Below are 17,253 nucleotides of genomic sequence, written 5' to 3'. Positions count from 1 at the left end.
CGCTTTCACCACCATGGCCATCCGTACGGAGGGGGCCGTCATCAGCACCTCGACACCGGCCGTCGAACTTGAGGGAATCACCAAACGGTTCCCCGGCGTCGTGGCCAACCGCGACATCTCCCTGTCCGTCCAGCAAGGGCACGTGCACGCCGTCGTCGGCGAGAACGGCGCGGGCAAGTCCACCCTCATGAAGATCCTGTACGGCATGCAGCGTCCGGACGAGGGTGAGATCCGGGTCAACGGCACGGGCGTGACCTTCAAATCCCCCTCCGACGCCATCGCCGTGGGCATCGGCATGGTCCACCAGCACTTCATGCTCGCCGACAACCTGACCGTGCTGGAGAACGTGATCCTCGGCAGCGAGCCCCGCGTCGGCGGGGTCGCCATCGACTTCGGCGCCGCGCGCCGCAGGATCAGGCAGATCTCCGACTCCTACGGCCTGGGCGTCGATCCGGACGCCATGATCGAGGACCTGGGTGTCGGCGCGCGGCAGCGCGTGGAGATCCTCAAGGTCCTCTACCGGGGAGCCCGCATCCTCATCCTCGACGAGCCGACCGCGGTGCTTGTGCCGCAGGAGGTGGACGAGCTCTTCGAGAACCTGCGCGGCCTGGTCCGCGAGGGCCTGACGATCATCTTCATCTCCCACAAACTGGACGAGGTGCTCTCGGTCGCCGACGCCGTCACCGTCATCAGACGCGGTACGACCGTCGCCGAGGTGAACCCCGGGGACGTCACCGCCAGGCAGCTGGCCGAGCTGATGGTCGGCAGCGAGCTGCCAAGCCCGGAGACGCGCGAGTCGACCGTCACCGACGAGGTCGCGCTCTCGGTGCGGAACCTGACGGTCCGCGCGCCCGACGGCAGGGTCCTCATCGAGGAGATCGGCTTCGACATCCGCAAGGGCGAGGTGCTCGGCATCGCGGGCGTCGAGGGCAACGGCCAGGCGGAACTGGTCGAGGCCGTCATGGGGATGCGCCAGGCGGAGGGGGAGATCCTCCTCGGTGACCAGGACATCTCCGCCTGGACGACGCTGCGCCGCCGTGAGGCGGGCATCGGCTACATCCCCGAGGACCGGCACCGGCACGGCCTGCTGCTTGAGGCGCCGCTCTGGGAGAACAGGATCCTCGGCCACCAGACACGGCGGCCGAACGTCAGGGGACCCTGGATCGACCGCTCGGGCGCCCGCGCGGACACCCGGCGCATCGTCGAGCAGTACGACGTCCGTACGCCGGGGATCGACGTGGAGGCCGCGTCCCTCTCCGGCGGCAACCAGCAGAAGCTGATCGTCGGCAGGGAGATGAGCGGGGAGCCGGTCTTCCTGATCGCCTCCCACCCGACCCGGGGGGTGGACGTCGGGGCGCAGGCCGCGATCTGGGACCACCTGCGGGCCGCCCGCGCGGCCGGGCTGGCCGTCCTGCTGATCTCGGCGGACCTGGACGAGCTGATCGGCCTGTCCGACACGCTGAAGGTGATCCTGCGCGGACGGCTGGTCGCCGACGTCGATCCGGCGACGGTCACGCCCGAGCTGCTGGGGTCGGCCATGACGGGCGCGGGGGAGGCGGCATGAGCGACGGTACGGCCGGCGGCCGGGAGGCGGGGTCCACCTTCGTCGACAGGCTGATGGGCCGGGTCAAACTCGGCGGTCTGCTCTCGCTGGCCGCGCCGGTCCTGGCCATCGTGTTCGCCGGCCTGGTCACCTCGGCCATCCTGCTGGTCACCGGAGCCCCTCCGGTGGAGACGCTGGGCGTGATGGTCGACTACGGCGTGCAGCCCAGGTCGCTGGCGCTGGCGTTGAACCTCGCCTCCGGCTACTACCTGTCCGCGCTGGCCGTGGCGATCGGGTTCAGGATGAACCTGTTCAACATCGGCGTCGACGGGCAGTACCGGCTGGCGGCGCTCATCGCGGCGGCCGTCGGCGGCGCCATCACGCTGCCCGCCCCGCTGCACATCGCCGCGATCCTGCTGGTCGCCGTGCTGGTCGGCGCGGGCTGGGCGTCGATCGCCGCGGTGCTCAAGGTCAGGCGCGGCGTCAGCGAGGTCATCTCCACGATCATGCTGAACGCCATCGCGACCGCCCTGGGCTCCTGGCTGCTCAACAAGGACCGGCTGGCGGTCGAGGTCGCGGGCAGCAACAACATCGGCACCCAGCCGCTCGGCCCCTCCGCCCAGGTCCCCGGCATCCCGCTCATCCCGGGGAGCCCGCTGAAGGTGGACGGCCTGATCATCCTGGCGGCCGTCATGGGCCTGCTCTACTACGTGGTGCTCAACCGGACCCGTTTCGGCTTCGACCTGCGCGCCACCGGGCGTTCCGAGCCCGCGGCCGTGGCCAGCGGTGTCAACGTCAAACGGATGGTCCTCGTCACGATGATCATGTCCGGCGCGGTCGCGGGCCTGGCGGGCATGCCGAACCTGCTCGGCGAGTCCTACAGCTACAGCCTGAACTTCCCGCCGGGGCTCGGGTTCACCGGCATCGCCATCGCGCTGCTCGGCCGCAACAACCCCGTGGGCATCGCCTTCGGCGCGTTGCTGTGGGCCTTCCTCGACACCTCGTCGAACATCCTGCAGATCCACGACATCTCCCCGGAGATCGTCGAGATCATGAAGGGCACGATCGTCCTCTCGGTGATCGTCGCCTACGAGCTGGTCCACCGCTACCAGATCTCGGCGGGACAGCGCAGGGTCAGCAAGGAGCTGTCCGGCGGACCCAAGGTCCAGGCCGAAGGAGCGTCGGCATGAGCGAAGGCGGTCTCACCCTGGCCAAGGTTCCCGTCGCGGAGCCGCCCAGGCCGCGCAGGTTCAGGGTCACCTGGCCGATCCTGCTGTCCGCCTTCGGCGCCCTGGTCGTGCTGCTCTCGGTCACCAGGACGGTCACCGGCGCCGCCGACCTCACCTCGGCGGGGGCGATCAACGCCGCCGTCGCGCTGGCGGTCCCGATCGGCCTGGCCGGTCTCGGCGGCCTGTGGTCGGAGCGGGCGGGCGTGGTCAACATCGGCCTTGAGGGCATGATGGTCATGGGCACCTGGTGCGGTGCCTGGGGGGCGCTCCACTTCGGCAACCCGTGGGCGGGTGTGCTCGCCGGGGCGATCGGCGGCGCCCTGGGCGGCCTGCTGCACGCGGTCGCGACCGTGACGTTCGGGGTCGACCACATCATCTCCGGTGTCGCGATCAACATCCTGGGCGTGGGCGTCACCGAGTTCCTCTCCAAGATCACCTTCGCGGAGATGCCGGGCGGCGGTGACTCCCAGTCGCCTCCCGTGCCCAAGCCCGGCATCGTGAGTGTGCCCGGCGTGGAGGACGGCCTGGCCGCCCTTGAGTCCGGTCACTGGTTCCTGGTCTCCGACCTGGCGGGCATCGTGCGGGGCCTGCTGACGAACGTCTCGCTGTTCACGGTCCTGGCGATCGCGCTGGTCCCGCTGAGCTACTACGTGCTGTGGCGTACGGCCTTCGGCCTGCGGCTGCGCTCCTGTGGCGAGCGTCCGGTCGCGGCGGAGTCGCTGGGCGTCAACGTCTACTTCCACAAGTACGCCGCGGTGCTCGTCTCCGGTGCCCTGGCCGGTCTCGGCGGGGCCTTCCTCTCGCTGGTGGCCGCGACCGCCTACCGGGAGGGGCAGACCGGAGGCCGGGGCTTCATCGGCCTGGCCGCGATGATCTTCGGTAACTGGCGTCCCGGCGGCCTGGCCGCGGGCGCGGCGCTGTTCGGCTACACCGACGCGCTCCAGCTTCGCCGGGGCGGGGAGTCGGTGCACGCGCTGCTGCTCGTGGTGGCGATCCTCGTCGCCGCCGCGGCCGTCTACCAGCTCGTCGCCCAGCGGCGCACCCAGGCCGCGGTGATCAGCGGGATCGCGGCGGTCGCGGTCTTCGTGGTGTTCGCGCTGACCAGCACCATCCCCTCGGAGTTCACCTCGGTCGCCCCGCACGTCACCACGCTGCTGGTGCTCTCGCTGGCCGCCCAGCGGTTGCGTCCGCCCGCCGCCGACGGCGTGCCGTACCGCAGGGGGCAGGCGAAGTGAGCGGGGAGAACGTGGACTGGCCCGCCCTCAGGCGGGAGGCCGTACGGGTGATGGCCCACGCCTACGCGCCCTACTCGAAGTTCCCCGTCGGCGCCGCGGCCCTGGTCGACGACGGGAGGGTCGTCTCCGGCTGCAACGTGGAGAACGCCTCCTACGGCCTGGGCCTGTGCGCCGAGTGCGGCCTGGTCAGTGCCCTCCAGGCGAGCGGGGGCGGCAGGCTGGTCGCCTTCACCTGCGTGGACGGCCGTGGGGGACTGCTCATGCCGTGCGGCAGGTGCAGGCAGCTGCTGCTGGAGTTCGGCGGCCCGGGCCTGCTCGTGGAGACCGTGGACGGTCCCAGAACGCTGGCTGAGATCCTGCCGTACGCGTTCGGGCCGGACGACCTGGACCGGGGAGACTGAGGAATGGACGCCGTCGACGTCATCGTCACCAAGCGGGACGGCCGTGAGCTGTCAACCGGGCAGATCGACTGGGTGCTCGACGCCTACACCCGGGGCGCGGTCGCCGACGAGCAGATGTCCGCGCTGGCGATGGCCGTCCTGCTCAACGGCATGAACCGGCGGGAGATCGCCGACTGGACCCAGGCCATGATCCGCTCCGGCTCCAGGATGGACTGGTCGGGGCTGCCGGGCCGTACGACGGACAAGCACTCGACCGGCGGCGTCGGAGACAAGATCACGCTGCCGCTGGCGCCGCTGGTCGCCGCGTGCGGCGGCTACGTCCCCCAGCTCTCGGGGCGGGGGCTGGGGCACACCGGGGGCACGCTGGACAAGCTGGAGTCGATCCCCGGCTGGCGCGCCTCGCTGTCGGGCCAGGAGATGCTCGGTGTGCTCGGCGAGACCGGCGCGGTCGTCTGCGCGGCGGGGGAGGGACTCGCCCCGGCGGACAGGAAGCTGTACGCGCTGCGCGACGTGACCGGCACCGTGGAGTCGATCCCGCTGATCGCCTCCTCGATCATGTCGAAGAAGATCGCGGAGGGCACCGGGGCGCTGGTGCTGGACGTGAAGGTCGGCTCGGGCGCCTTCATGAAGACCGTGGAGCGGGCCCGTGAGCTGGCCACGACCATGGTCGAGCTGGGCACGGACGCCGGCGTGCGCACCGTGGCGCTGCTCACCGCGATGGACCGGCCGCTGGGCAGGACCGTGGGCAACGCGCTTGAGGTGGCCGAGTCCGTCGAGGTGCTCGCGGGCGGCGGCCCGGCGGACGTGGTGGAGCTGACGCTGCGGCTGGCCCACGAGATGCTCCAGGCGGCGGGGATCGACGGCGACCCGGAGCGGGCGCTGCGGGACGGCTCCGCGATGGACGTCTGGCGCCGCATGATCGCCGCCCAGGGAGGTGACCCCGACGCCCCCCTGCCCAGGGCGGCGGAGACCCTTGAGGTGACCGCGCCCGCCTCCGGCGTGCTGACCGGGCTCGACGCCTACGGCGTGGGCCTGGCCGCCTGGCGGCTCGGCGCGGGCAGGGAGCGCAAGGAGGACCCGGTCTCCTTCGGAGCGGGCGTCGTGCTGCACGCGGGCCTGGGCGAGACCGTACGGCGGGGCCAGCCGCTGATGACGCTGCACGCCGACGACGCCTCCCGTTTCGAGCGGGCGCTGGCCGCGCTCGACGGCGCCTACGTCATCGCCGAAGGGGGAGCCGTCGAGGCGCTGCCCCTGGTGATCGACCGGATCACGGCCTGAGGCCGGATCACGGCCTGGGCGCAGGTCTCAGCCGCCCAGGCTGAGGAGCCTGTCGACCAGGGAACGGGCGTGGTCGGGGCCGACCGGGCGGCTGAAGAACATCGCGTGGTAGTACAGGGGCGCGATGACGACCTCCATCAGTTCGAGCAGCGTGGGAGGGCGCTCCCCGCGCTCGGCGGCCCTGTCGAGCATGCCCTCAAGCTGCACCGCCCGGTCGACCAGGTAGGTCGCGCCCTCGGGGCCGCGTGAGCCGATCATGGCCGCGCGCAGGTAGAGGTTGCCCAGCGGCCCCGCGACGTCCTCGGCCACCTGGAGCGCGTAGGCCTCCAGATCGCCGCGGAGCGTGCCCGTGTCGGGCACCGGGGACCCCTGGGACAGGCGTTCGACCACCACGTCGTCCACCAGTGCGTTGAGCGTGCCCCAACGCCGGTAGATCGTGGCCTGGTGCACGCCGGACCGTTCGGCCACCACGGCGATGCTCAGGTCGTCCCAGCGGTCCTCACGCAGCAGGTCGAGCACCGCCTCGTGCACAGCCGTCCTGACCTTCGCGGTGCGGCCTCCCGGTCTCTGTACAGGTTGCATGGGAACAGACTAACGCGAACCGTCTTGCTTTAGTGTCGAGCGCACGCTACTTTGAAGCGAAATTACTCGCATTAAGGAGTTGGGGATGCGTCCTCTCGTCTTCGCGGAAGACACCACGTTCTGGTACGAGACACTGCGCATGTTCGGCCACATCGCCTACGGCGGCGCCGACTTCGGCGAGGTCGTCACGACCTCCCAGCGCATCGCCGAGAGCGACTACGACAGCTGGCACGACGAGTGGCTGGCCACGGCGGACCGGGTGGCCGCGGAGGCGGAGCGCTCACGGGCCGCCGGGTACCGGATCAGCGCCGCCGACGGCTTCCTGCGCGCGTCCAACTACTACCGCGCGGCCGAGTTCTTCCTGCACGGCGACCCGTCGGACCCGCGCCTCGCGGCCGCCTACGCGCGGCAGGTCGCGGCCTTCGGGAAGTTCGCCGAGGTCCATGACGTCGAGCCGGTCGAGATTCCCTACGAGGGGACCACGCTGCCCGGCTACCTCTACCGTGGCAGCGGGGGCGCCACGGTCGTCATGCACAACGGCTTCGACGGCAGCGTGGAGGAGATGCACTTCTTCGGGGCGGCGGCGCTGCGGGAACGCGGTTTCAACGTGCTGACCTTCGACGGCCCCGGGCAGCCGGGCGCCATCAGGAAGGGCCTGGTCTTCCGGCCCGACTGGGAGAACGTGGTCGGTCCGGTGCTCGACTGGCTTGAGGCCAGGCCGTACGTGGACCGGGAGCGGGTCGCGCTGCTCGGGGCGAGCATGGGAGGCCTGCTGGCGCCGCGCGCGGCGGCGTTCGAGCCCAGGATCAAGGCGCTCGTCGCCTTCGACGGCGTCTACGACATGGGCGTCGTCATCGCCGAGCGGTTCGGCGGCGACAGGGAGGCGGCCAGGCGGGCCCTCGACGACCCGGAGGCCGACGCGTTCATGCGCGGGCTGATGGAGCGGGACGCGGTCGCGCGCTGGGCCATCGGCCACGGCACCTGGGTGACGGGCACCTCGCCGAGCGGCTACGCCAGGGCGATGCTCGACGACTACCACCTGGGCGACGGCGTCGCCGAGCGGATCACCTGCCCGACGCTCGTCTGCTCCGCCCCCGACGACTTCGCGTTCAGGGGGCAGCCCGAGACGCTGTACGCCCATCTGACCTGTGAGAAGACGCTCATCGAGTTTCACGAGTCCGAGGGGGCCGACGCTCACTGCCAGTCGGGCGCCCAGCGCCTGGCGATGGCCCGCATCGGTGACTGGCTGGAGCTGACCCTCCGGTAGCCGGTTCGGCCGCGGACCGCGCCCTCGGAGGCGGGGATCAGACCTCCGCGGGGCGTGACTCCGTGGTCAGGGCGCGCATCAGCACGGCCCGGTGGGTCGGCAGGGCCTCCTTGTGGCGCGCGCGGCCCTCGTCGGTGATGCGGACGAACACCCCGCGCCGGTCGGCCTCGCACATGTTCCTGCAGACCAGGCCCGCCTTCTCCAGGCGCGCGATCAGCCGCGAACACGCGCTCTGGCTCAGGTGGACGGCGTCGGCCACCTCCTGGACGCGGTATTTGTCGCGGCCGCCCTCGACCATGCGCTCCAGGACCTCGAACTCGCTCATCCCGAGCCGGTGGCGCTCGGAGAGCTCACGTTCCAGCGCGCACGAGGCCGCGGCGTGCCTGGCCAGCACATCTCGCCACAGGTGCACGACGGAATCCTCGTTCATGTCGCGGAGCATACCATCCTCAGTCAACTAATGCATGCGAATTAAGTTCGTTTGCATTAGATGCGTCTGCATGTATGGTTGTCCGCATGATCTCCTCCACGGAAGAGCGCTGGGACGCGCGCCTCTGGGCAGCGCTCGCGGTGCTCTGCGCCGTCATCTTCCTCGACGCCCTCGACGTCTCGATGGTGGGAGTCGCGCTGCCGTCCATCCAGGCGGACCTGGGTCTCTCCACCTCTGCCCTGCAGTGGGTGGTCAGCGGCTACGTGCTCGGATACGGCGGGTTGCTGCTCCTCGGCGGCCGCACCGCCGACCTCCTCGGCAGGCGCAAGGTCTTCCTGGCCGCGCTCGCCGTCTTCGTGTTCGCCTCCCTCCTCGGCGGCCTGGTCAACGACGGGACGATGCTGATCGCCGCCCGGTTCGTCAAGGGTGTCAGCGCCGCCTTCACCGCCCCCGCCGCGCTGTCCATCATCACCACGACCTTCGCCGAGGGCCCCGCCCGCAACCGGGCTCTGAGCGTCTTCACGGCCTCCGGCGCCAGCGGATTCTCGCTGGGCCTGGTCATCTCCGGCTTCCTGACCGAACTCGGCTGGCGCTGGACGTTCCTCATGCCGGTCCCCGTCGCGGTCATCGCGCTGTTCGCGGCCATGAAGGTCCTGCCCAAGCGGCGTGAGGAGAGGGCGGAGAGCGGTCACGACCTCATCGGCGCGGTGACGATCACCGCCTCGATGCTGCTGCTCGTCTTCACCGTCGTCGAAGCGCCCGCCGCGGGCTGGTTCTCCCTGCGCACCATCGGCTCCCTGGTCGGCTCCGCCGTACTGCTCGGCCTGTTCGTGCTGACCGAGTCGAAGGTCAAGCACCCTCTGGTACGGCTCGGCATCCTGCGCTCGGGGCCGATCGTCCGGGCCAACCTCGGACTGGTGATCCTGTTCGGCTCCTACGTCGGCTTCCAGTTCGTGGCCATGCAGTACTTCCAGAACTTCCTGCACTGGTCGGCCCTGGAGACCGCGCTGGCCTTCCTGCCCGCCGGAGTCCTGGTGGCCGTGACGTCGACCAAGATGGGCAGCCTGGCCGACCGGTTCGGCACCGGCAAGCTGATCGCGGTCGGCTCGGCCTCGCTGGCGGGCGCCTTCGCCCTGTTCCTGCGGGTCAACGCCGACCCCAGCCTGGCCACGCTGGTCATCCCCGGCATGGTCCTGCTGGGCATCGCCTTCGCCCTGTCCTTCCCCTCGCTGAACATCCAGGCGACCAACGGCGTCGCCGACGACGAGCAGGGCCTGGCCTCCGGCCTGCTCAACACCTCGGGGCAGGTCGGCGGGGCGATCGTGCTGGCCGTCGTGACGGCCGTGCTCACCTCGAACACCGGTGCCAACCCGCTGGACGCCTTCCGCGCCGCGATCATGGTCTCCGCGATCCTCGCCGTGGTCGGCCTGCTGGTCGCCCTCACCGGGCTGCGCCGCCCCCGCTCCGCGTCCGTGGCCGTGGACGCCGTGGACGCCGGAGAGGGCAGGGTGCTGGAGACCGTCTGAGACGCGCGGGCCGTACGGCTCGCGGAACCTGGCCTTCGGGGCCGCCGACGCAGAAACCGGGGCGCGTCGGCGGCCCCGAAGCCGTGTACCGGGTGTGGATCTTCGCAGGTGGTGAACCCGGCCCGGCCTCTGGGCATCTAACCGGACAGGAGGCCATAATGAAGCGCACCCGCGTCGCACTCGCCCTTGCCCCGTTCGTCCTGCTGACCGGTTGCGGCCTGTCCGGCGGCCCGCCCTCGGCCGCGCCGGGGACGACCGCCCCGCCGACCGTCACGGCCACCGTCACCGTCTCACCCTCCGTCTCCTCCTCCGCCACGGCCTCTCCCGACTTCCCCGGGGAGACCCGGCTCGGGCCTCCGACGAGCACGCGGGAGGTCACGGTCAGGCGGACCACGGACAACCCGCCCCTCGTGCTCGGGGCGCGCTTCGCCAAGCACGACGGGTTCGACCGGGTGGTGATCGACCTGAGCGGCGGGCAGCCCGGCTACAGCGTGCAGTGGGTGCCCAAGCTGGTCCAGGACGGTTCGGGCGACCCGATCGACGCCCCGGGAGGGGCCTACCTCCAGGTGACCATCACCCCCGCGAACGCGCACGGTGAGACCGGCTCCCCGACCTGGGTCGGCGGCCCGGTCTTCCACGCCGGGCTGGGCAACGTGCGCAGCGTGGTCAAGACCGGAGACTTCGAGGCCGTGGTCGGCGTGGGCATCGTCCTCGACCACCGGGCGGCCTTCCGGGTCCTGGAGCAGCGCAACCCGCAGCGCCTGGTCATCGACGTCGCGCACTGACCGTGCCCCGGCAGCGCCCCGGCTGTGCCCTGGTGGCGCCCCGTCGGTGTCCCGGTGGTGCACTGGTGGTGCCCCGCCGGTCGGCGGCGCGCCACCGGGGGAGGTGGGCTCCCGGCGCCGGCCCGAGCGCTGGCAGACTGGCCCGATGGTACGCAGAATCGACAACGCCACCCGCATCCCCGTCCCCGGCGGCAAGACCATCGACGAGTACGTCGGCCGGGTCAACAGCGGCGACACCCAGATCTCGATCGCCCACATGACGGCTCCCCCCGGGTGGGACGAACCCGCCCAGACGCCGGAGTTCGCCGAGTACACCCTCGTGCTCAGGGGCACGGTCGTCGTCGAGCACGACGAGGGTGTCACCGAGGTCGGTGCGGGCCAGGCGTTCGTGAGCGAGCCGGGGGAGAAGATCCGTTACAGCTCCGGCCCCGAGGGCGCCGAGTACGTCGCGGTGTGCCTGCCCGCCTTCTCCCCGGAGACCGCCAACCGCTCCGAATGACGACCGGAAGGCTCCGGGCTTGACCTGGAGTGCACTCCACATCCCAGACTCCTTTACCGGGGCCCGCGAACGCCGGGCCGTACCGGAAGGACACCATGAAGTACCGCACCATCGGCACCGACCCGAAGACCCGCCGCGAGGTGAGCGTGATCGCCCTGGGCGCCATGCTCTTCGGGTCGGCGACCGACGAGAGCACCTCCTACGCGATCCTCGACCGCTACGTCGAGGCGGGCGGGACGTTCGTCGACACCTCGAACAACTACGCCTACTGGGTCGACGGAAGCCTGGGCGGGCGGAGCGAGGAACTGCTCGGGCGGTGGCGGCGCAGCCGCGGCGTCGGGGACGAGATTGTCATCGCCACCAAGCTGGGCGCCCGCCCGCTCGTGCCCGGCACCGGCTACGCCGACGGCGCCGACGGGCTGTCCGCGAAGGCGATCAGGGAGTCCGCCGAGGCCAGCAGGGAGCGGCTCGGGGTGGACAGGCTCGACATGCTCTACGCGCACATCGAGGACAGGAGCGTCTCGGCGCGGGAGACCGTCGAGGGCTTCGCCGAGCTGGTCACCGAGGGAACGGTCGGGCTGCTCGGGGTGAGCAACCACGCGGTCTGGCGGGTCGAGCGGGCCCGTGCCATCGCCGCCGAGGCCGGGCTGCCCGGCTACGAGGTCCTGCAGTACCAGCACAGCCTCCTGCGCCCGCGCTACGACATGCCCTACGGCATCTTCCCCGAGGGCAGCCTTGGTCACGCCGGGGCCGAACTGCTGAGCTACCTGAAGGAGGAGCGCGACCTCACCCTGGTCGCCTACTCCCCGCTGATGGGCGGCGTCTACGCCCGGCAGGACAAGCAGCTGCCGCCGGACTACGACCACCCGGGAACGCCCGTCAGGCTCGCGGCGCTGCGTGAGGTCGCCGCGGAGACCGGGGCGACGGTCAATCAGGTGGTGCTGGCCTGGCAGCTCGGCGGGCCGTACCCGATCATCCCGCTGGTCGGCGCCTCCTCCGTCGCGCAGCTTGAGGAGAGCCTGGCCGCCGTGGACCTGGAGCTGACGGAGGACCAGCGAGCCCGTCTGGACGTGTTCTGACGGCCGTCAGGTCGTCTCCCCACGCCCGAAGGCGCCGGGGCCCGCGTGGAAGAGGCCGATGAGCAGGACGCTCACGCCGATGGAGGCGAAGGCCGGTCCGGGGTGCCGGTCGATGTGCGCCCACCACAGCAGCGCGCCGCCGAGGACCAGGCCCGCCCATCCCGCGACGAGGTTGGGGACGGGCCCGTTGCCCAGGGCGCTCGGGTAACGCCTTCTGGTGATGCCGCGGACGAAGTGCGGCAGCCCGTTACCGGCGACGAGGCCGCCGAGGAAACTGAGAACGATCGTCTGCCACATCGTGGAAGTCCTTATGGTCGGTCGAGCTGACGGCTGAGCATGGGAAGCAGCACCGCGTCCACGAGTGTGTGCAGGAAGAGGTCGTCGAGGGGTTCGCCGGTGACGAGGAGACGGGACAGCAGCGCGGCCGAGCCGATTTCGGCGAGGAGCGCGTGGTCGACCGTCTCGGGAACCTCGCCCCTGGCGGCGGCCCTGGTCAGGACGGCCGCGAACACCTCACGTTTGTGGTCGAGGACGTGTCGCCGTACGGCGTGCGCGAGATCGGGGTCGCGACGCATCGCGACGAGGAGCCCGAGAATGAGCGCACTGTCCTGGCCGGTGAGGCCGGCTCGCAGCTCCAGCAGCACCGCCACCAGGTCGTCACGCAGATTCGTGGTTTCGGGTGGGGTGGCCACCGGTGTTCCGGCATACCGCCGTACGGCCGTCCCCACCAGCTCGGCCTTGCCCGGCCATCGTCGATAGATCGTGGCCTTGCTGGCGTGGGCACGCTCCGCGACGGCCTCGATGGTCAACCGGTCGTAACCGACCTCGCCCAGCAGGCTCATGGCCGCGAGCAGGATGGCTTCCTCCCGGATCTCGCCGCGTCGGCGCGTCGGCATCCCGACCTCCTGTCGAAACGGTGTCGTTCACATCGAGAAGTGTACGCATGCGTTTCGATTTTGCGGAAGAGGCCGACGGGGGCGGGCGCGTGGCCGTCGCCTTCCGCCCCGGACCTCGCCCCTAGGATGAGGAGATGAGTCAGCCACTCGCCCTTGAGGAGATCCGTCAGGCTCCCAAGGTGTTGCTCCACGACCACCTCGACGGTGGCCTGCGGCCGGAGACGATCGCCGATCTGGCGCGTGAGTCGGGATACGCCGGGCTGCCGACGACGGACCCGGACGCGCTGCGCGCCTGGTTCCGTGAGGCCTCCGACTCCGGGTCGCTCGAACGCTACCTTGAGACCTTCGACCACACGGTCGGCGTCATGCAGACCCGCGAGGCCCTGGTGCGGGTCGCCGCCGAGTGCGCGGAGGACCTGGCCGCCGACGGCGTGGTCTACGCCGAGGTGCGCTACGCGCCGGAACAGCACACCCAGGCGGGTCTCAGCCTCGAAGAGGTGATCGAGGCGGTGATCGAGGGGTTCGAGACCGGCTCACGGGGCCGTGGCATCAAGGTGGGCACCCTGCTGACCGCGATGCGCCACCAGGCCAGGTCCATGGAGATCGCCGAGCTGGCCGTCCGCTACCGCGACGTGGGCGTCGCGGGCTTCGACATCGCAGGGGCGGAGGCGGGCTACCCGCCGACCCGTCACCTCGACGCCTTCGAGTATCTCCAGCGGGAGAACGCCCACTTCACCATCCACGCCGGGGAGGCCTTCGGCCTGCCGTCGATCTGGCAGGCGCTCCAGTGGTGCGGCGCGGACCGGCTCGGCCACGGGGTCCGCATCATCGACGACATCACGGTCTCCGAGGACGGGCAGGCGAAACTGGGCAGGCTGGCGGCCTACGTCCGTGACAAGCGTGTCCCGCTGGAGATGTGCCCGACCTCCAACCTCCAGACCGGGGCCGCCCCCTCCATCGCCGAGCACCCGATCGGGCTGCTGCGGTCGCTGAACTTCCGGGTCACGGTCAACACCGACAACCGGCTGATGAGCGGAACCTCCCTCTCCGAGGAGTTCACCAAGCTCTCGGAGACCTTCGGGTACGGCTGGGACGACCTGCAGTGGTTCACCATCAACGCGATGAAGTCGGCGTTCCTGCCGTTCGACGAACGGCTGGCGCTCATCAACGGCGTCATCAAGCCCGGGTTCGCACGGCTCAAATGGCGGACGTGATTCCCCGCGGATGTGTTGAAGCCTCCCGTGATCGGGTTGGATGGAGGTTCGTGACGAGAGTGGGAGCTGTGGGATGAAACAGGCGTTCCGATCGACGGCCGTGCAGGTGCTCGGCTGGATCTGGATGGCCTTCGCCGCCTTCAACGCGGTCGATCTGATCGTCCGGTTCAGCGGGCGGCCCTCGGTGGTCGCCGCCGCGGTGCTGACCGTGCTGACCGCGGTGGTCCTCATCACCTGCCTGCGCCCCGTGACCAAGTTCGTCGAGGGCGGTGTGCTGGTCCGCAACCCCCTCAGGAACTTCTTCGTGCCGTGGCTGCTCGTGGACGACGTCAGCGTCTCCCACTCGATCATGATCACCTCGGGAGACAGGAAGATCCGCTGCTGGACGCCGCAGGCCTCGGGGCGTGAGCGGGTCTCCGCCATGCGCAGGGCCCTGCCGGGCAAGGGGGGCCGGTTGAGGACCGAGCCCGCGCGGTCGAAGGGCGAGCAGGCGGCGGTCGAGGCGCTGGCGGGCAAGACCCACGCCGACTGGGTCGCCGAGCAGATGCTCGAACGAGCGCGCTCGGCCAAGCGGACGGCGTCGAAGGCCACCGGCACCGCGCCGGAGCCGGGGACGGTCAGGGTGACCTGGTCGCCGACCGCCCTGGCGGCCCTGGCCGTCTCGGTGGTCATGATCGTCGTCGCCCTCCTCTCCTGACGCCCGGCACCCGGGGCTCGGCCTCGGATGCCGGGCGTCGGAGAACGCGTCAGAGGATCAGAAGACAGGGTGGATGCCGAACACCGGGGCGCGGACCCCCGCCGGCAGCAGCACCACCCGCTTGGGCAGCAGGCTGCGGTCCTCGATGAGGTTGCGGCCGATGTACTGGTTGGTGCCCGCCAGCCTGATCCTGGCCGTCCGGATCACCTCTCCGGGGCCGTCGGGGGTCAGGTCGGAGGTGGGGCCGGAGGCGAGGCCGTCCTCGATGGGGGTGGCCTCCTCGATGACGAAGACCGAGTGCGGGGGCACGTGGCCGGGGGCGCTCACGCGCAACTGGGTGAAGGGCTCGGTTTGGGGGACGTAGACCAGGCCGTGGGTGCGCTCGTCAAGGAACCGGACGCCGCCGCGGGCGGGCAGAATGCGGAACCTGGTGGCCGGGGGTGAGGGCAGCAGGGCGGCGAAGACCCTGCCGTCGATGTTCACCACGTGCCCTCGGCCGATGGTGAGCGTGACCCTGGGTGGCAGGGGAGCCGAGACGGTCTCGGCGGAGGCGGCGGTGGACAGCCCGGGCACCAGGACGGTGGCCAGAGCAGTGGCCAGAACGGTGGCCAGCGCGGCCAGGTGGGCGCGGATCGGACGCATACTCTCTGCCTTCCTTGTGGAGGGAGACCGAAGGACATCCCGGCCTCGTCTGCACAGAAAGCATGCGATCGATTACTCAGAGTGGCTGTAGCCGTGGGGTGAGGGCTGCCCTACCGTCCCGGAGCCGACCGGCGGGCCACAGGTTCAGAGCGGCGGATCGCAGGCCGGAGCGGCGATTCGCGGGTCGGGGCCGACAGGTCACATTTCCAAGACCGCAGGTCACAGGCCCAAGACCGCAGGTCACGGGTCCAGGATGGCGGGCCACCGGCCTGGGGCGGCGAGCCGCGGGCCGGGGCCGCCGCGGGTCACAGGCCCAGCGCGACGGAGAGGTCGGCGCGAAGGGCGTCGAGGTCGTGTACGGCTCGCTCCCTGGCCGCGGAGACCTCCCCCTCGACCGGCACCACGACCTCCAGGTAGCACTTGAGCTTCGGTTCGGTGCCCGAGGGGCGGACCACGACGCGGGCGCCCCCGGACAGGCGGTAACGCAGTCCCTCTGTCGGCGGCAGCCCGTCCAGGCCCTCACCCAGGTCGTCGACCGCCTCGACCTTGCGCCCGCCGAGCTCGGCCGGGGGCACGGCGCGCAGCCCGGCCATCGCCTCGGCGATCAGTGACAGGTCGGCGACCCTGAAGGACAGCTGGGACGTGGCGTGCAGGCCGTACCTCCTGGCCTGGTCGTCGAGGAGGTCGAGCAGGGTTCGTCCCCGCTCGCCGGCCTCGGCGGCGAGCCCGGCGACGGTCAGCGCGGCGCCGATGCCGTCCTTGTCGTGGACGGGCAGGCCTTCGTCGGAGCCGACGCTGTAGCCCAGGGCCTCCTCGTAGCCGAAGACCAGCCCGGGCCCGGCCTTCATGATCCATTTGAAGCCGGTGAGGGTCTCCGCGTGGCGGACGCCGTACTCGGCGGCGATCTTGCCGAGCAGTGAGGAGGAGACGATCGTGGTGGCGACCAGGCGGTCCTCGCCGGAGGTGTGCCTGATCACGTGCTCGCCGAGGAGCGCGCCGACCTCGTCGCCGGTGAGCATCCGGTGACCCCCGCCGGGCAGGCGCACGCCGACCGCGCACCGGTCGGCGTCGGGGTCGTTGGCCAGCACGATGTCGGCGTCGATCCGCCGGGCCAGCCCGAACGCGAGGTCCATCGCGCCGGGTTCCTCCGGGTTGGGGAAAGCGACGGTGGGGAAGTCCGGATCGGGGGCCGCCTGCTCCTCGACGGCCACGGGGGCGTCGAATCCGGCCGCCAGGAAGGCGCGCGCGGCCAGGTCGCCGCCGACGCCGTGCAGCGGGGTGTAGGCGACCCGCAGCCGCCTGGCCTCGCCGATGGGCAGCGCCGTCACCGCCGCCAGATAGGCGGACACGACGTCGTCGCCGAGTTCGGTCCACGACGAGCCGAGCGGCAGCTCGGAGACCGGCCCGACGGCGTCGATCGCGGCGGAGATCTCCGTGTCGACCGGCGGCACGATCTGCGAGCCGTCCCCCCAGTAGACCTTGTAGCCGTTGTCCCTCGGCGGGTTGTGGCTGGCGGTGACGGTCACCCCGGCGTCCGCCCCGAGACGCCGTACGGCGAAGGCCAGCACCGGGGTCGGCAGCGGGCCGCAGAAAACCGAGGCCCGCAGCCCGGCGCCGGTGAGCACGGCGGCGGTGTCACGGGCGAAGACGTCGGACTTGTGCCTGGCGTCGTAGCCGATCACGACGTGCGCCCCGGGGCCGAGGGCCCGGGCGAGCCCGGCGGCGGCGCGCATGACCGTGACCCGGTTCATCCGGTTGGGCCCCGCGCCCAGCTCGCCGCGCAGCCCGGCCGTACCGAACTCAAGCCTGGTGTGGAAGCGCTCGCGCAGCGCCTCCAGGCTCTCCGGGAACCGGTCGAGCAGATCGGTCAGCTCGGCCCTGGTCTCCGGGTCGGGGTCCTGGGCGAGCCAGGCCCGCGCGCGCCGTACGAGATCGTCGCTCATCGTGGCC

Annotated in this window: 18 protein-coding genes; 12 read left to right on the top strand and 6 right to left on the bottom strand. The window is 71.2% G+C overall.

All coding sequences use genetic code 11. From position 1 onward, the window contains the following. The first annotated feature begins 13 nt into the window (after positions 1–13). The 5 genes from ACFYY8_RS02925 to ACFYY8_RS02905 are packed head-to-tail and all read left to right on the top strand — an operon-like array spanning position 14 to position 5,686. Positions 14–1,564 (top strand): ABC transporter ATP-binding protein, encoded by a 1,551-nt coding sequence (locus ACFYY8_RS02925; RefSeq protein WP_390036517.1) that lies wholly within the window; start codon positions 14–16, stop codon positions 1,562–1,564. Further along, positions 1,561–2,733, top strand: a complete 1,173-nt coding sequence (locus ACFYY8_RS02920; RefSeq protein ID WP_390036515.1) for an ABC transporter permease — start codon at positions 1,561–1,563, stop codon at positions 2,731–2,733. Before ACFYY8_RS02925 ends, ACFYY8_RS02920 begins: the two co-directional genes overlap by 4 nt. Further along, entirely contained in the window at positions 2,730–4,007 is a 1,278-nt protein-coding gene (locus ACFYY8_RS02915) for an ABC transporter permease (RefSeq protein ID WP_390036513.1), read from the top strand. The genes ACFYY8_RS02920 and ACFYY8_RS02915 overlap by 4 nt, the downstream gene beginning before the upstream one ends. Beyond that, on the top strand, positions 4,004–4,408 hold the full coding sequence (locus tag ACFYY8_RS02910; protein WP_390036511.1) for a cytidine deaminase: 405 nt from the start codon (positions 4,004–4,006) through the stop codon (positions 4,406–4,408). The genes ACFYY8_RS02915 and ACFYY8_RS02910 overlap by 4 nt, the downstream gene beginning before the upstream one ends. A 3-nt stretch (positions 4,409–4,411) precedes the next feature. Continuing rightward, entirely contained in the window at positions 4,412–5,686 is a 1,275-nt protein-coding gene (locus ACFYY8_RS02905; protein WP_390036509.1) for a thymidine phosphorylase, read from the top strand. A 27-nt stretch (positions 5,687–5,713) separates the two neighbouring features. Here the strand turns inward: ACFYY8_RS02905 and ACFYY8_RS02900 are convergent, their stop codons facing one another. After that, the gene (locus tag ACFYY8_RS02900; protein WP_390036507.1) at positions 5,714–6,268 is read right to left on the bottom strand and encodes a TetR-like C-terminal domain-containing protein; all 555 of its coding nucleotides are present in this window, start codon (positions 6,266–6,268) and stop codon (positions 5,714–5,716) included. Between the two features lie 85 nt (positions 6,269–6,353). On the opposite strand from ACFYY8_RS02900, the gene ACFYY8_RS02895 reads away from it, so the two are divergent. Continuing rightward, positions 6,354–7,535 (top strand): alpha/beta fold hydrolase, encoded by a 1,182-nt coding sequence (locus tag ACFYY8_RS02895; RefSeq protein ID WP_390036505.1) that lies wholly within the window; start codon positions 6,354–6,356, stop codon positions 7,533–7,535. Positions 7,536–7,572: 37 nt separating this feature from the next. Here the strand turns inward: ACFYY8_RS02895 and ACFYY8_RS02890 are convergent, their stop codons facing one another. Continuing rightward, positions 7,573–7,965: a MarR family winged helix-turn-helix transcriptional regulator gene (locus tag ACFYY8_RS02890; RefSeq protein WP_390036503.1), complete on the bottom strand. Its 393-nt coding sequence runs from the start codon at positions 7,963–7,965 to the stop codon at positions 7,573–7,575. Between the two features lie 86 nt (positions 7,966–8,051). On the opposite strand from ACFYY8_RS02890, the gene ACFYY8_RS02885 reads away from it, so the two are divergent. From ACFYY8_RS02885 to ACFYY8_RS02870, 4 genes are all read left to right on the top strand, one after another. Next, positions 8,052–9,491: an MFS transporter gene (locus ACFYY8_RS02885; protein ID WP_390036501.1), complete on the top strand. Its 1,440-nt coding sequence runs from the start codon at positions 8,052–8,054 to the stop codon at positions 9,489–9,491. Positions 9,492–9,649: 158 nt separating this feature from the next. Continuing rightward, complete coding sequence (locus ACFYY8_RS02880; protein WP_390036499.1) at positions 9,650–10,276, top strand: hypothetical protein; 627 nt, start codon at positions 9,650–9,652, stop codon at positions 10,274–10,276. A 145-nt stretch (positions 10,277–10,421) separates the two neighbouring features. After that, positions 10,422–10,775, top strand: a complete 354-nt coding sequence (locus tag ACFYY8_RS02875; RefSeq protein WP_390036497.1) for a cupin domain-containing protein — start codon at positions 10,422–10,424, stop codon at positions 10,773–10,775. A 95-nt stretch (positions 10,776–10,870) separates the two neighbouring features. Further along, entirely contained in the window at positions 10,871–11,854 is a 984-nt protein-coding gene (locus ACFYY8_RS02870) for an aldo/keto reductase (protein ID WP_390036495.1), read from the top strand. 6 nt (positions 11,855–11,860) lie between these two features. On the opposite strand, the gene ACFYY8_RS02865 is transcribed toward ACFYY8_RS02870, so the two are convergent. After that, positions 11,861–12,151 carry a hypothetical protein gene (locus ACFYY8_RS02865; RefSeq protein ID WP_390036493.1) on the bottom strand — a complete coding sequence of 97 codons (291 nt, stop codon included), beginning with the start codon at positions 12,149–12,151 and terminating at the stop codon, positions 11,861–11,863. An 11-nt stretch (positions 12,152–12,162) separates the two neighbouring features. After that, positions 12,163–12,750, bottom strand: a complete 588-nt coding sequence (locus ACFYY8_RS02860) for a TetR/AcrR family transcriptional regulator (RefSeq protein ID WP_390036491.1) — start codon at positions 12,748–12,750, stop codon at positions 12,163–12,165. Between the two features lie 134 nt (positions 12,751–12,884). On the opposite strand from ACFYY8_RS02860, the gene ACFYY8_RS02855 reads away from it, so the two are divergent. After that, the gene (locus ACFYY8_RS02855) at positions 12,885–13,964 is read left to right on the top strand and encodes an adenosine deaminase (protein ID WP_390036489.1); all 1,080 of its coding nucleotides are present in this window, start codon (positions 12,885–12,887) and stop codon (positions 13,962–13,964) included. A 73-nt stretch (positions 13,965–14,037) separates the two neighbouring features. Beyond that, entirely contained in the window at positions 14,038–14,661 is a 624-nt protein-coding gene (locus ACFYY8_RS02850; protein WP_390036487.1) for a hypothetical protein, read from the top strand. 57 nt (positions 14,662–14,718) lie between these two features. Here ACFYY8_RS02850 and ACFYY8_RS02845 read toward each other — a convergent pair whose 3' ends face one another. Both ACFYY8_RS02845 and ACFYY8_RS02840 read right to left on the bottom strand, forming a co-directional pair. Beyond that, positions 14,719–15,303, bottom strand: a complete 585-nt coding sequence (locus ACFYY8_RS02845; protein ID WP_390036485.1) for an I66 family serine proteinase inhibitor — start codon at positions 15,301–15,303, stop codon at positions 14,719–14,721. A gap of 305 nt (positions 15,304–15,608) precedes the next feature. Further along, positions 15,609–17,246: a phospho-sugar mutase gene (locus tag ACFYY8_RS02840; RefSeq protein WP_390036483.1), complete on the bottom strand. Its 1,638-nt coding sequence runs from the start codon at positions 17,244–17,246 to the stop codon at positions 15,609–15,611. Positions 17,247–17,253 lie beyond the last annotated feature (7 nt).

It is taken from the genome of Streptosporangium sp. NPDC001559, from assembly GCF_042893955.1.
Taxonomy (GTDB): domain Bacteria; phylum Actinomycetota; class Actinomycetes; order Streptosporangiales; family Streptosporangiaceae; genus Streptosporangium.
The sequence above is the reverse complement of the archived record's forward strand: the minus strand, read 5'-3'. Positions and strand labels throughout refer to the sequence as shown.

What these genes read in the sequence shown, in the direction of transcription:
- ACFYY8_RS02895 (WP_390036505.1), top strand. Translation starts at nt 6,354, where the DNA reads ATGCGTCCTCTCGTCTTCGCGGAAGACACCACGTTCTGGTACGAGACA.
- ACFYY8_RS02900 (WP_390036507.1), bottom strand. Translation starts at nt 6,268, where the DNA reads ATGCAACCTGTACAGAGACCGGGAGGCCGCACCGCGAAGGTCAGGACG.
- ACFYY8_RS02850 (WP_390036487.1), top strand. Translation starts at nt 14,038, where the DNA reads ATGAAACAGGCGTTCCGATCGACGGCCGTGCAGGTGCTCGGCTGGATC.
- ACFYY8_RS02840 (WP_390036483.1), bottom strand. Translation starts at nt 17,246, where the DNA reads ATGAGCGACGATCTCGTACGGCGCGCGCGGGCCTGGCTCGCCCAGGAC.
- ACFYY8_RS02870 (WP_390036495.1), top strand. Translation starts at nt 10,871, where the DNA reads ATGAAGTACCGCACCATCGGCACCGACCCGAAGACCCGCCGCGAGGTG.
- ACFYY8_RS02875 (WP_390036497.1), top strand. Translation starts at nt 10,422, where the DNA reads ATGGTACGCAGAATCGACAACGCCACCCGCATCCCCGTCCCCGGCGGC.
- ACFYY8_RS02925 (WP_390036517.1), top strand. Translation starts at nt 14, where the DNA reads ATGGCCATCCGTACGGAGGGGGCCGTCATCAGCACCTCGACACCGGCC.
- ACFYY8_RS02885 (WP_390036501.1), top strand. Translation starts at nt 8,052, where the DNA reads ATGATCTCCTCCACGGAAGAGCGCTGGGACGCGCGCCTCTGGGCAGCG.
- ACFYY8_RS02905 (WP_390036509.1), top strand. Translation starts at nt 4,412, where the DNA reads ATGGACGCCGTCGACGTCATCGTCACCAAGCGGGACGGCCGTGAGCTG.
- ACFYY8_RS02880 (WP_390036499.1), top strand. Translation starts at nt 9,650, where the DNA reads ATGAAGCGCACCCGCGTCGCACTCGCCCTTGCCCCGTTCGTCCTGCTG.
- ACFYY8_RS02890 (WP_390036503.1), bottom strand. Translation starts at nt 7,965, where the DNA reads ATGAACGAGGATTCCGTCGTGCACCTGTGGCGAGATGTGCTGGCCAGG.
- ACFYY8_RS02860 (WP_390036491.1), bottom strand. Translation starts at nt 12,750, where the DNA reads ATGCCGACGCGCCGACGCGGCGAGATCCGGGAGGAAGCCATCCTGCTC.
- ACFYY8_RS02915 (WP_390036513.1), top strand. Translation starts at nt 2,730, where the DNA reads ATGAGCGAAGGCGGTCTCACCCTGGCCAAGGTTCCCGTCGCGGAGCCG.
- ACFYY8_RS02865 (WP_390036493.1), bottom strand. Translation starts at nt 12,151, where the DNA reads ATGTGGCAGACGATCGTTCTCAGTTTCCTCGGCGGCCTCGTCGCCGGT.
- ACFYY8_RS02920 (WP_390036515.1), top strand. Translation starts at nt 1,561, where the DNA reads ATGAGCGACGGTACGGCCGGCGGCCGGGAGGCGGGGTCCACCTTCGTC.
- ACFYY8_RS02845 (WP_390036485.1), bottom strand. Translation starts at nt 15,303, where the DNA reads ATGCGTCCGATCCGCGCCCACCTGGCCGCGCTGGCCACCGTTCTGGCC.
- ACFYY8_RS02855 (WP_390036489.1), top strand. Translation starts at nt 12,885, where the DNA reads ATGAGTCAGCCACTCGCCCTTGAGGAGATCCGTCAGGCTCCCAAGGTG.